Origin of the sequence: Streptomyces sp. NPDC046862 (assembly GCF_040704615.1) — a bacterium.
GTDB lineage: Bacteria > Actinomycetota > Actinomycetes > Streptomycetales > Streptomycetaceae > Streptomyces.
Genome location: NZ_JBEYXP010000006.1, coordinates 289,693 through 302,058 on the forward strand (window position 1 = coordinate 289,693; position 12,366 = coordinate 302,058).

Annotated in this window: 9 protein-coding genes; 6 read left to right on the top strand and 3 right to left on the bottom strand. The window is 73.0% G+C overall.

What is annotated here, in order from left to right; translation table 11 throughout:
• Positions 1–152: 152 nt before the first annotated feature.
• Together AB0959_RS09365 and AB0959_RS09370 are read left to right on the top strand one after the other, a co-directional pair.
• The gene (locus tag AB0959_RS09365) at positions 153–1,850 is read left to right on the top strand and encodes a PucR family transcriptional regulator ligand-binding domain-containing protein (RefSeq protein WP_366825707.1); all 1,698 of its coding nucleotides are present in this window, start codon (positions 153–155) and stop codon (positions 1,848–1,850) included.
• 179 nt (positions 1,851–2,029) lie between these two features.
• Positions 2,030–2,788 carry a hypothetical protein gene (locus AB0959_RS09370; RefSeq protein WP_366825708.1) on the top strand — a complete coding sequence of 253 codons (759 nt, stop codon included), beginning with the start codon at positions 2,030–2,032 and terminating at the stop codon, positions 2,786–2,788.
• Positions 2,789–2,919: 131 nt separating this feature from the next.
• Here the strand turns inward: AB0959_RS09370 and AB0959_RS09375 are convergent, their stop codons facing one another.
• Positions 2,920–3,639 (bottom strand): GntR family transcriptional regulator, encoded by a 720-nt coding sequence (locus AB0959_RS09375; RefSeq protein WP_366825729.1) that lies wholly within the window; start codon positions 3,637–3,639, stop codon positions 2,920–2,922.
• A 346-nt stretch (positions 3,640–3,985) separates the two neighbouring features.
• Between AB0959_RS09375 and AB0959_RS09380 the strand changes: the two genes are divergently transcribed.
• Positions 3,986–4,828, top strand: coding sequence for a (2Fe-2S)-binding protein (locus AB0959_RS09380; protein ID WP_366825709.1), 843 nt, complete (start codon positions 3,986–3,988; stop codon positions 4,826–4,828).
• A gap of 336 nt (positions 4,829–5,164) precedes the next feature.
• Positions 5,165–6,208: a DUF2637 domain-containing protein gene (locus AB0959_RS09385; protein ID WP_366825710.1), complete on the top strand. Its 1,044-nt coding sequence runs from the start codon at positions 5,165–5,167 to the stop codon at positions 6,206–6,208.
• A 124-nt stretch (positions 6,209–6,332) separates the two neighbouring features.
• Here the strand turns inward: AB0959_RS09385 and AB0959_RS09390 are convergent, their stop codons facing one another.
• On the bottom strand, positions 6,333–6,815 hold the full coding sequence (locus AB0959_RS09390) for an ATP-binding protein (protein ID WP_366825711.1): 483 nt from the start codon (positions 6,813–6,815) through the stop codon (positions 6,333–6,335).
• A gap of 339 nt (positions 6,816–7,154) precedes the next feature.
• Positions 7,155–9,017 carry a protein phosphatase 2C domain-containing protein gene (locus tag AB0959_RS09395; RefSeq protein ID WP_366825712.1) on the bottom strand — a complete coding sequence of 621 codons (1,863 nt, stop codon included), beginning with the start codon at positions 9,015–9,017 and terminating at the stop codon, positions 7,155–7,157.
• Between the two features lie 383 nt (positions 9,018–9,400).
• On the opposite strand from AB0959_RS09395, the gene AB0959_RS09400 reads away from it, so the two are divergent.
• Positions 9,401–9,883 carry a DUF456 domain-containing protein gene (locus AB0959_RS09400; protein ID WP_366825713.1) on the top strand — a complete coding sequence of 161 codons (483 nt, stop codon included), beginning with the start codon at positions 9,401–9,403 and terminating at the stop codon, positions 9,881–9,883.
• Positions 9,884–10,033: 150 nt separating this feature from the next.
• A partial coding sequence (locus AB0959_RS09405) for a Tat pathway signal sequence domain protein (RefSeq protein ID WP_366825714.1) occupies positions 10,034–12,366 on the top strand: 2,333 nt, incomplete at its 3' end.

A 12,366-nucleotide genomic window follows, 5' to 3' on the forward strand; every position in this document is an offset into this window, starting at 1 on the left:
AACCCCTCCGTCTCTCCTCGGAAACAGTGAGCACGGCCACGAAACCCCAGGACACCGACCGAACGCAGTTTTCCGGACACCCGGAAACACGGACAGCCGGACGCCCCGGCCGACCGGACACGACGACCCGACAAGAACGGCGGCGAGAACACATGCGGCTGCGCGCACTGCTGGACACCGACGCGCTGGGCCTGCGGCTGCTCGGTGGCCAGGACGAGCTGGACCGCACGGTGCGCGGAGTGATGACCACGGACCTGCGCGATCCCAGCCGCTACCTCTCGGGCGGCGAGCTGGTGCTCACCGGGCTCGCCTGGCGCCACGACGCCACGGACTCCGAGCCCTTCGTACGGATCCTGGTGGGCGCCGGGGTCACCGCGCTCGCCGCCGGTGAGGCCGAGCTGGGGGACGTGCCCGAGGACCTGGTCGTGGCCTGCGCCGTGCACCGGCTGCCCCTGCTCGCCGTCAACGAGTCGGTGGCCTTCGCGACGATCACCGAGCACGTCGTCCGGCAGGTCTCGGGCGAGCGGGCCGGTGACCTGGCGGCGGTGGTCGACCGGCACCGCCGGATGATGACCTCGGGACCGGCGGGCGGCGGCCCGGACGTGGTCCTGGACCTGCTCGGCTCCGACCTGGACCTGCGGGCCTGGGTGCTCTCGCCCACCGGACGGCTCGTCGCGGGCCCCAAGGTGGGCGGTCCCGCCCTGCCCGCCGACGTGCGCGCCGGGCTGGCCGCCGAGCACCTGGCGGCCACGCGCGCGGGCCGGCGCGCACCGCACCGGGTTGCCGTGGGCCCGACGACGTACTCCCTGTTCCCGGTCCGCAACACCGGCCGGACCGCGGCGGCCGTCCGGGACACCCGCGAGACCGTGCTCTCCGAGTGGCTGCTCGCGGTCGAGGCGGATGCCGGGGAGTGGGCAGAGGAGCGGCTCGACCTGCTGTATGGAGTCACCCAGCTGATCGCGGTCGAGCGGGACCGGCGGGAGGCGGCCCGTACGGTACGGCGGCGGCTGGCCCAGGAGGTCCTGGAGCTGGTCCAGGCGGGTGCCGCGCCCGCCGAGATCGCGGCCCGGCTGCGGGTGGCGGCCCCGGTGCTGCTGCCCGGCCTGGGTGCGGCCCCGCACTGGCAGGTGGTGGTGGCCCGCGTGGAGTGGGACGGCGGGGAGATCGAGGGCGGGCCGGTGGCGCAGGCGCTGCTGGAGGAGATCCTCGTCGATCCTTCCCCGGGGAGCCCGGGGCACTCCCAGTCGGCCGGAGCCGAGCACTCCGACCGCATCGCCGTGGCGCACACCGGTGACGAGGCGGTCGCGCTCGTCCCGCTCCCGGCGGTCTCCGCCGAGCACGACGGCTCGGAGTCGGGCATCCTCGCCGACACGCTCCTGCAGTCCGTCCGCGACCCGCTGACGGCCGGTCTGAACGACGACGGGCGGCTCACGCTCGGCGTCAGCGCGGCGGTTCACTCGGCCGAGGGACTGCGCGGGGCGCTGGAGGAGGCGCGGCACGCGCGCAGGGTGGCGGCGGCGCGGCCCGGCCGGGTGTGCGCGGCGGGCCACCAGGAGCTGGCCTCGCACGTGCTGCTGCTGCCGTTCGTCCCGGACGACGTGCGCCGCGCGTTCACGGCCCGTCTCCTCGACCCGCTGCGCGACTACGACCGCCGCCACCGCGCCGAACTGATCCCCACCCTGGAGGCGTTCCTCGACTGCGACGGCTCCTGGACGCGCTGCGCCACCCGATTGCACCTGCACGTCAACACGCTGCGGTACCGGGTGGGCCGTATCGAGCAGTTGACGAGCCGGGACCTCTCGCGCCTCGAGGACAAGCTGGATTTCTTCCTGGCGTTGCGCATGAGCTGAGGTCACGGGGTTGCGTGAAGGGAGGCACGCGGTGCCGTCCGTGCGCCCTGTCTCACCCCATGACTTTGTGAAATCCTTCACCCGACCCCTTGGCCGGGTACCGCGATCCGTGCTGAGATGCGGCCACCACTCAACAGCTCGAAGGCGCGCTAGGGGAGGGCAACGTGGCGCATCCCGCCATGTCTGGTACGGGAACGACCGCAACTGACGATCCGCTCCAGACCGCGGTATGGCGGTTGCGCTCGCGCGCCTGCTGGGCCGACGCGGCGGCACTGCTCCGGCCGACCACGCCGTCGGCCTCGCTCCAGCGGACCTCGCTCCTCGTCGAGCGCTGTCTCTACACCGAGCAGGGCTGGGAGGACGCCGAGGACGCGCTCCGCACGGCCGAGGCGCAGGCCCAGAGCGACGACGAGCGGGGCGCGGCGGCCTGCGAGCGCGGGCAACTGGCGTACGCCTCCACGTTGTTGGGCGTCCGGGACCGGGCGGACGAGGCACGCGCGGCACTCGGCCGGGCGGCGGCCCTGATCCCGCCGGGCGCACCGGGCCGGGCCCTGCTGGACTTCCGCCGCGGCCTGATCGCCGAGAACCTGGCCCGCGCCCCGCAGGCCGCCCGCGCCGCCTACCGCCGCGCCCACGCGGGCGCCACCGCCCACGGCGACCTGCTGCTGCTCTCGTTCACGTGGCGCCACCTCGCCGGACTCGCCCTGCGCGAGGGCGAACTGGCCGAGGCCCGCCACGGCTTCACCGAGTCCCTCCGCATCCGCGAGGAGCTGGGCTACCTCGTCGGCACCGCCCCGGCCCTCGCGTCCCTGGCGGACACGGAGACGGACCCCGAAGCCACCCGCCTCAGGGCAGAGGCAGCCCGCCTGTTCCGCCTCCTGGGCGGCGTACCCACCTGGCTGGCAAGGCAACTGGCCCCACCGGCGGCAACGGCGTAAGCGGCAACTGATCACGGGAGGGGGCGCCCCGACAGGGGCGCGGGGCTGTGACATCATGCGGCTCCGCCGCGCGGGCGCGACCAGCCACACACAACCCGCACCCAGAAACCGGCCGAAACCCCAACGGAGCCTCACGCCCCGGAAAAGTGCTCCCGCAGCAACGCCTCCACCGCCCCCAAGTCCCGCGCCACCAATGCATCAAGCAGCGCAAGATGCACAGCGGCATCCACCATCAGCTCCGCGCGGCAGCGCACCGGCTCGCCTCCCAGCGCCCACTGGGAGCGACGATGCAGATCGTCGGCCACACGCACGAGCTGCTCATTGCCGGCAAGCCCCAGCACCGCACGGTGAAAGGCCCGGTCCGCCTCGCCGTACGCCGCGGGGCAGCCGGACGCCGCCGCCCGCGCCGTCTCCTCCGCGAGGGGCCGCAGCTCGGCCCAGCGCTCGGCGGGCAGCGTGCGCGCCAGCCGCAGCACCACCGGCATCTCGATCAGCGCCCGGATCTCGGCGAGGTCGGCCAGCTCGTGGGCGCCGCGCTCGACGACGCGGAAGCCGCGGTTGGGCACGACCTCGACGGCGCCCTCCAGGGCGAGTTGCTGCATGGCCTCGCGTACGGGAGTGGCGGACACTCCGAAGCGCTCGCCCAGCGCGGGCGCCGAGTACACCTCGCCCGGCGTGAGGTCTCCGGCGACGAGCGCGGCGCGCAGGGCGTCGAGGATCTGCCCGCGGACGGAGGTCCGCTGCACGACGGGACGCGGGATGGGCGTCTCGCTGTGGGTGTGCTCACCCCGTACCGCGTCGCCCCGCGCGGCCGGCGCGGCGCCCGGGGCGATCCCCCGCTCCCGGTTCACGTCCGCCACCCCCGGCTGCTGCGGCACGCAGGGAGGGCGCTCACGCGCCTCGGGAACCCCGGGCCCGGCCCCGGAGGCGACCTCGGTCCCGGTCCCGGCCTCGACGGAGCCCTGCGGGTCGCGCGGACGCGGTCCGGCCTGCTCCACGGGGTCTCCTCAGGGGTCGATGGTGCGCGAGGTGCTCGAATCAGCTGCGGGGGTCGTTACCGGCCGTAAAGCACCATAAGCGCACCGAGCGTCAGTTCACATATCGATCGCTTCGGGTAAGGTAAGCCTTACCTGTCGATCACCGCTCGGCTCGACGACCGCGAAACGACCGCGAACGACCGCGAAACGGGGGTCCCCCATGCCGCTCGCTGCACCGGTTACGTCGCCGGTCACGGATGCGTACACCCGGCTCACCGACGTGTATCCATATCTGGACGTGACGGAACTCTCCCCCCTGGAGGCGACACCACGGGGTGACGGCTGGGTCCCGGCCGCGCGGCTCGCGGAGGGCGGCGCGGATCTCGACGCCTTTCTCGCCTGGGACGACGAGCAGGTGCTGCGGGACTACGGACAGAGAGGACGCCCGGACGTCATCGCGAGCTTCGGCCTGCACCGGTACGCGTGGTCGGCCTGCCTGCTGTTCACCGTGCCGTGGTTCCTGGCGCGCCGGGTGCCCCGCATCCCCGTGGAGCACGTCGCCTTCCAGCGGACCGAGGGCCGTCTGGCCGTCCGCGTCGACGCGTTCTCCTGCCTGCCGGACGATCCGGCGGCCGACCTGCCCGGCGCGCGGGTCGTACCGGACGAGGAGGCGCTGCGGGCCGAGGTGCGGGCGGCGGTCGCCGAGCACGTCGAACCGGTCCTCGCCGGCTTCGGCCCCCGGATGCGGCGCCGTGGACGCGCCCTGTGGGGCATGGCGACCGACGAGGTCGTCGAGGGGCTCTGGTACGTCGCCCAGCTGCTCGGCGAGGAGGAGCGCGCCCGGCGCGAGCTGGAGTTGCTGCTGCCCGGCACGACCAAGCCGTACGTGGGCTCCGCGGCCTTCCGCGAACTGACGGGCCCCGGCGGCGAGTCGCTGCCCACCCGGGACCGGGTGAGCTGCTGCATGTTCTACACGCTGCGCCCCGAGGACACCTGCCCCAGCTGCCCGCGCGTCTGCGACGCGGAACGCGTCGCCAAGTTGACGGCGGCCGCGACCGCCTGACGCCCCTTCGCCGGCCCTTGTGGCCAAGCCGTGACTTCCCACAGGGCGGCAGCGCGTGATATCTGCCGTAAGATCAACTCGCGGTGTGACCCCCGCCCGGGTTACAGGAGATTCACAACTTCCTCACTCGTCGCGGGAACTTTCCGAGGAACCACCCGTACGGGTAGTGTTGCTCGCACTCAACTCCCGTCCCTCGCGCGGTAGTTCGAGCAGAATGCCGCCCTGCGCATCTCCTTGCACTTCCTTGGCGGTCTCTTGCCCCGAAACCCCCTGAGGGCAGTGGGGATTGGGCCAATATGGCGGGCGTTACGCCCTATCCCAATGCAAGGGACCCTGATGAGATTGACCGACATATCGCTGAACTGGCTGCTTCCGGGCGCCGTGCTGCTCCTGGGCATGCTGGCGGCGGTGGCGGTGCTCGCGCGCGGCAAGCGGTCCGGGGAGCACGCGAAGACCGAGGACTCGTGGGAGCGCAGCGAGGAGCGCCGCCGCCGCAAGGAGGCCCTTTACGGCACGGCCTCCTACATCCTCCTCTTCTGCTGTGCCGCGGTCGCGGCCGCGCTCTCCTTCCGTGGCCTGGTCGGCTTCGGCGAACAGAACCTGGGACTCACCAACGGCTGGCAGTACCTGGTTCCGTTCGGCCTCGACGGCGCCGCCATGTTCTGTTCCGTGCTCGCGGTGCGCGAGGCCAGCCACGGCGACGCGGCACTCGGCTCCCGGATACTCGTGTGGACGTTCGCGGGCGCGGCGGCCTGGTTCAACTGGGTGCACGCGCCCCGGGGTCTCGGCCATGACGGCGCCCCGCAGTTCTTCGCGGGCATGTCCATGTCCGCCGCCGTGCTGTTCGACCGCGCGCTCAAGCAGACCCGCCGTGCCGCACTGCGCGAGCAGGGCCTGGTCCCGCGCCCGCTGCCGCAGATCCGCGTCGTCCGCTGGCTCCGCGCGCCCCGCGAGACGTACAGCGCCTGGTCGCTGATGCTCCTCGAAGGTGTGCGCACCCTTGACGAGGCCGTGGAGGAGGTGCGCGAGGACAAGCGCATAAAGGAGGAGACCCGGACGCGCAAGCGCGAGCAGGGGCGCCTGGAGCGTGCCCACCTGAAGGCGATCAGCCGGGGCCACCGGAGTCTGCCCGGCCGTGGCGGCGGGCGGCAGATGGACGTGACCACCGTGGAGCGCGTCCCCGAGCCGGTCGCCTCGGAGCCTGCCATATCCACGCCGGAGCCACTGCCCGTGCGTACGCGCCCTTCCCTGCAGCCCGTCCGCGGGGCTTCTGACAAGCCGGTCACCGTCGACCTCACCGCGGAGGACGACACGATGGCGCTGCCCCGGCTGGACTCCCTGGAGCGCAAGCTCAAGGACCTGGAGCAGCAGTTCGGCTAGAACACACTCCCGCTCGTGAGGGCCCGCATCCCCTTCACGAGCCGAACGGGGCGGGGGCGCGGCATACGAGCCGCGCCCCCGCCCCGTTCCCGTGTCCGTCCCACCCGTGCCCGCAACCGGGCGGTCAGGCGGCCTCGGCGCCCAGTTCGAACCACACCGCCTTGCCCACGCCGTGCGCCCGTACCCCCCACGCGTCCGCGAGGGACTGCACGAGGACGAGACCCCGGCCGTGCGTACCGTCACCGGTGTCGGGCATCTGCAGGTTCGGTCTGCGGCCCACGAAGTCCCGTACCTCCACGCGGAGTTCGTGCGGCGAGACAACGGCCGTCAGGACCGCGTCGCGGTCGGTGTGGATGAGTGCGTTGGTGACGAGCTCGCTGGTCAGCAGCTCGGCTATCTCCGATCTTCCGGGGCGCCCCCAGTGCCGGAGGAACTCCCTGAGCTCTCTCCGGGTCTCGGGCACCGCCCGTAGGTCCGCCCGTCCGAGCCTGCACCTGAGCTCCCCCGCCCCCGCCTGGTCCGTGGCACTGTCGGTCGCTTCCTCCACCGTCTTCGCCGAGGTGGCCCCGATCGCCACGGGACCGCCGCCTCGCGCCTGCCTCTTCATGACCCCCGCCCGCATGCCGATGACGAATCCCCTCCTGCTCGAACACGCTCACGGGGATCCATGCCCCCGTCCGGAAGGCGACAGTCATGCTGAATCGTCAAGCACCCCTGGTAGGCGTTCAAACGCACACAGTCAAGCCACGCGGGTGGAGGACCCGGGCACCCCGCGCCACCACGCGAAACCATCACGCAGGGCAACGAAACGGACACGTGGGGCCCTCGCGTCGGTCACGAGCCCGACCGCGCGCTCCGGTCCCCGCCGTCCACACCCGGCTGCCGATCCGGCCGTATCCGACCAGCCGCTCGCGGCCACGGAGCGTGGCCACCCGCGCCGGCCAGGTCACGCCTCCCAGACGGCGGCGGCCGTGCGGTCGTCGGCGTACCCCTTCACCCGTACCTGGGTGTCGGTGAGGAAGGCGGCGAGCCCCGGGGGCTCCCCGGTCGCCCAGCGGGCCGTGAGGTGTTCGGCGAGCTGTGGTTCGCCGCGCAGGGGGTCGGCGAGGCCCGCCGTGCACAGCAGCAGCGTGTCCCCGGGGCGGGCCACGGAGGCACGGAAGCGGAAGGGCTCCTGGGGCGGTGCGGGGGCGGGCTCGTAGGGACTCGGGGGCGTCGCGATACCGAGGTCCATGGTCAGACGGTCGCCCTCGGGGGTCTCGTGGGGCAGTGAGCCGAAGCCGACGACCGGTGCGCCTGCGGTCGCGGCGACCCGTGGTTCGATGTCCTGCCACTCGCCGTCCCGCAGCCGGAACAGACCTCCGACGCCGACACCGAAGAAGACGCGCGTACGGCACTCCGGGTCCGCCGGGAGCAGCAGGCAGCGCAGCCCGGCCGTGTACTCCTCGGGCTCGACGCCCTGCTCGGCGGCGCTGGCGCGGAGTTTGCCGAGGGTGCGGTCGGTGAGCCGGTGCAGCCCCGACTTCAGTTCGCCGCGCCGGGCGGCCCGCATGTCCTCGGCGAGCCGGACGTGGCTGCGTCCGACGGCCCGTCCGATCCACGCGCACGCCTCGGCCGCCGCCCGGTGCGCTCCTGGTGTGGCGCGGGCGCCGGTCGCCATGGCGACGAGCACCAGCGCCTCCTCGCCCGAGCCGAACCTCGCCGTCAGCAGCGAGTCCCGGCGCGGCTCGCCCCGGAACCGGGCGGAGTCCCCGCGCACGGAAGCGGCCCGCAGCGTGCACGCCCCGTAGCGCGCCCCGTCGAGCACGGTGTCCGCGACCAGATCCCGCAGGTCCTCCGGGTCCGCGACCGGCAACGCGGTGGGCTCCGCGTCGTACGTGGGCGGCCCGGAGCCGACGTAGGCGACGGCGGCCGGCTCGGAGCGGGTGACGAGGGTGGCGTCCCGGGACTGGAGGGTCGCGGGGACGGGGGTGTCCGACGCGCCGGTGGACGCCGGGGCGTCCGGTGCGGCGTTGCGCGTCGGGCCGACCGGTGCGCCGGTGCGGGCCCGGCCGTCCGGCGCGCCGGTGGGCGCCGGGCCGTCCGGTGCACGAGTGGGCACCGGGCCGTCCGGTGCACGAGTGGGCACCGGGCCGTCCGGTGCGCCGGTGCGCGCCCAGCCATCCGGTACGTCCGGGGGCGCCGGGCCATCCGGTGCACCAGTGGGCACCGGGCCGTCCGGTGCGGCGTTGCGCGCCGGGCCGGCCGGTGGGGCCTCCGCGCGAAAGCCCGGTGGTTTGGGGCCGGGCGGAAAGGCCGCGGGTCCCGACGGATCGACGGGCGGCGCTCCCCAGGGGGCCGACCGCCGCACGAGAGAGTCGGGGTCACTCCTGCTGCCCTGGCCGGCAGGACCGGATCGGTCGGGGGGGTTGCGCGGGCCGGGGGTGCCGGAACGGCCGTCGGACGCGCTCCGGCCGTCAGGGCCGCCGGGCCGGCCGGAGACGTCGGCCGGGTCGGACCCCGCGTAACCGGCGTACCCGGCGGCGGGGCGGGGCTGGATGTCGGCCGGGGCGGGGCGTGCGTCGTCCGGAGGGGTCGCTGTGCGTCGGCCCGGCACCGTCGGGGGGCCTCCGCGTGGAGGCGGGGCACCGCTGGGCGAGGACTCGGGACGGGCCGCCGGGTCCTGCCCCACCGTGTCCGCCGCCGAGGCGAAGCGGTCGTCGAGGGAATCGGCCGCGGCCGCGGGCCCCGTGTCCTCGGTGGAGTCGTCGTACAACTGCCCCCACCAGTCGTCCTCGTGACCGGTGGGCCTCTCCCCCTGCTGGCTCATGCCCCTAATTGTCCACCGCGGGAGCCTGATGAAAACGAGGCTTCCGAAAAAACCGGCCAGGGGATGCCCCGGGACGACGCTCCGGAGACGATCTCGAACTGCGGTACGGCGTACGGCTGATCCACGCCCCGGGACACCGCGCCGCCTGGTGTACCGCCGGGCGGTTCCACCCCCCACAGGAGAACCGCCCGGCGGCGTGTGAGCCGCCCCCGGCGCCGGGGGCATGGGTCGGACCGGGGTCCTGAGTGTGACCCACGCTCCTTGGGTTCCCCTGTGATGTGCGGTCATTCTCCTGTGGGGGTGCCTCGGCACCGGGCGCGCTCGTCGTCCATCGGGCGCGCTCGCGACCTGCGTCTCCTCTCCCACTCCAGCACCCTGGGCTTATGGGAGCGTGGGAACTCCTGCTGGTCGGGGTGGTGCTCCTGCTCGGCCTGTGCGGAGTGCTCGTACCCGGCGTACCGGGGTCCTGGCTGGTGTGGGCCGGGGTCGCGTGGTGGGCGCTGGAGGACACCAGCGGTCTCGCGTGGTTCGTGCTCGTGGGCGCAACCGTGGTCATGCTGCTCTCCCAGGCAGTCCGCTGGATGCTGCCACCCCGGCGTCCGCGGGAGAGCGGCGCCACCCCCCGCATGGCGGTGTTCGCGGGGGTCGGAGCGCTTCTCGGCTTCGGCCTGATACCGGTGATCGGGGCGATACCCGGCTTCATGGCCGGTATCTATCTCTCCGAACGGCTGCGGCTCGGACGGCACCGCGAGGCCAGGGCGGCGCTGCGCACCGCGATGCGGTCGGGTGGCTGGAGCGTGCTGACGGAACTGTTCGCCTGTCTGCTCGTCACGATGACCTGGCTGTGCGCGGTGATCTGGGGTTGATCGGCTCTCGACACATCGGATCTCTCCCTTCCCATTGACGAGCACACGCACCTTCTCTACGTTGCATCGCGGGATAGCTCCGATGAATCACTGCTGCGTTACCGCTGAATCACCGTACGAATCATGCCGTTTGAGCCGCCGGGAGGCACCATGTCCCGCCCGTCCGACGCGATGCCCAGCCCCTCCAGACGTACTGTTCTCGCCACCGGGACCGCCCTCGGCGGAACACTTCTCTCCGGAGGTCTCCCGGCCTCGGCGAGCGCGGCCGCTCCCGAAGCCCCCGACCCGTTGGCCCCCGAACTCTCCCCCTCGGACCCCTGGCGCACCGTCCTCGACGACGCCGACCTGGTGTGGGAGCGGATGCCGACGACCTGGTACGAGGGTCCGTTCCTCGGTAACGGCTTCCTCGGCTCCGGCATCTACGCGGAGCCCGGCGGAGACCAGGAGGACGGCACTTTCCGGGCCGTGCGCTTCAACGTGCAGCACTCCGAGGTCCAGGACCACCGCCCCGAGTTCGGCTCGCTGTTCGGGCTCGCCCGGCTCCCGATCGGCTACTTCACGCTGGAGCCCGTGGGCCGCGTCACGGGCGTGGACTGGCGGCTCCGGCTGCGGGACGCCGAGCTCACCGGCATGCTCACCACCGAGCGGGGCACCCTCACGATCCGCGCCCTGGTGCACACCTCACGCTCGGTGCTGGCCGTGGAGGTGACGCCCAGCGCGGGCGAGCGCGACTTCAGGTGGGTGTTCCATCCGGAGGAGGCGATCAGCCCGCGCGCCGCGTTCAAGCCGTTGCCGGACGGCTACCAGGGCAACCCGCCCGCCGAGGTCGGTGAGCGGGACGGCGTCTCCACGTCCGTACAGTCCCTGCTGTCCGGCGGGCAGCACGTGACGGCGTGGCGGGAGCGGACGTGGGGCGCGAGCCGGACGCTGTACGTCAACGTGGCGTACTCGTACCCGCGGAGCACGGCGCTCGGACGAGCCATGCGCACCATCCAGGACGCGTCCGTGCTCCCCTACTCGCAGACGGCGCTGACGCACCGCGCCTGGTGGCACGCCTACTACCGCAAGAGCTTCCTCTCGCTGCCCGATGCCCGCATCCAGCGCTTCTACTGGATCCAGCTGTACAAGACGGCGTCCGCCGCGCGCCGGGACGCCCCGGTGATGGCGACCTGCGGACCCTGGCTGGAGCCCACGCCGTGGCCCAACACCTGGTGGAACCTCAACGCACAGCTGGAGTACTGGCTCATCCACGGCTCCAATCACCTCGAACTCGACGCGATCACCCGGTCGTTGAGCGAGTTCCGGGGGAACCTGGTCAAGGAGGTGGCCGCCCCGTACGACGCCGACTCGATGGGCATCCCGCGCACCACGGACCCGCATCTGATCAACGGCGCGCAGAGCGCGCTCATGGGGTACGGCGTCGGCATCCCCGGCCAGGACCCGCCGACCCCCGAGGTCGGCAACCTCACGTGGGCCCTGCACAACGTCTGGCTCAGCTACCGCCACACGATGGACGAGTCGATCCTGAGGGACGTCCTCTTCCCGCTGCTCCGCAAGGCGATCACCTACTACCTGCACTTCCTGGAGCCCGGCCCGGACGGCAGGCTGCACCTTCCGGCGACCTTCTCCCCCGAGTACGGCGGGAACTCTCGGGACTGCAACTACGACCTGATGCTGCTGACCTGGGGCTGCCGTACGCTGCTGGACTCCGCCGAGATCCTCGGCATCGACGACGAGCTGGCGCCGCGCTGGCGCGAGGTGCTGGACAGGCGGGCGCCGTATCCGACCGATGCGAACGGCTTCATGATCGGCGCGGACATCCCCTTCGCGAAGTCTCACCGCCACTACTCGCATCTGCTCGCCGTGTACCCCCTGTACGAGGTCACGGGCCGCACCGCGGAGGAACGGGCTCTGATCGAGAAGTCGCTGGCGCACTGGGTGGGCTTCGAGGGCGCGCTCCAGGGCTACACGTTCACGGGCGCGGCCTCGATGTCCGCCCTGCTCGGCAAGGGCGAGGACGCGCTGGGTTATCTGGGTCAGCTGATGTCCCGGTTCATCCAGCCCAACACCATGTACAAGGAGTCGGGTCCGGTCATCGAGACACCGTTGTCGGCCGCCCAGTCCCTGCACGACATGATCTGCCAGTCCTGGGGCGGCGTCATCCGCGTCTTCCCCGCACTGCCCGCCGCCTGGGCGGACCTCACGGTCCACGACTTCCGCACGCAGGGCGCCTTTCTGCTGTCCGCGGTACGGAAGGGCGGTACGACCCGCTGGGTCCGGCTGACCAGTGAGGCGGGGGCGCCGTGCGTGGTACGGCACGGGATCGCGGGGGCGGTCGATGTGCGGGACGGGTGGGGGCGGCGGTTGCGGTACTCGGACGCGGGTGGGGGCGGGCTGCGGGTCGCGCGGGGGGGGGGGGGGGGGGGGCAGGAACCAGCGCAAGGGGTCCGACCGCACCACCCACGGGTGGTAGTAAAAGCACA

Bases quoted from the DNA above. Each gene is read 5' to 3' on its own strand.
- AB0959_RS09365 (WP_366825707.1), top strand. From the start codon at position 153: ATGCGGCTGCGCGCACTGCTGGACACCGACGCGCTGGGCCTGCGGCTG.
- AB0959_RS09370 (WP_366825708.1), top strand. From the start codon at position 2,030: ATGTCTGGTACGGGAACGACCGCAACTGACGATCCGCTCCAGACCGCG.
- AB0959_RS09380 (WP_366825709.1), top strand. From the start codon at position 3,986: ATGCCGCTCGCTGCACCGGTTACGTCGCCGGTCACGGATGCGTACACC.
- AB0959_RS09385 (WP_366825710.1), top strand. From the start codon at position 5,165: ATGAGATTGACCGACATATCGCTGAACTGGCTGCTTCCGGGCGCCGTG.
- AB0959_RS09390 (WP_366825711.1), bottom strand. From the start codon at position 6,815: ATGAAGAGGCAGGCGCGAGGCGGCGGTCCCGTGGCGATCGGGGCCACC.
- AB0959_RS09395 (WP_366825712.1), bottom strand. From the start codon at position 9,017: ATGAGCCAGCAGGGGGAGAGGCCCACCGGTCACGAGGACGACTGGTGG.
- AB0959_RS09400 (WP_366825713.1), top strand. From the start codon at position 9,401: ATGGGAGCGTGGGAACTCCTGCTGGTCGGGGTGGTGCTCCTGCTCGGC.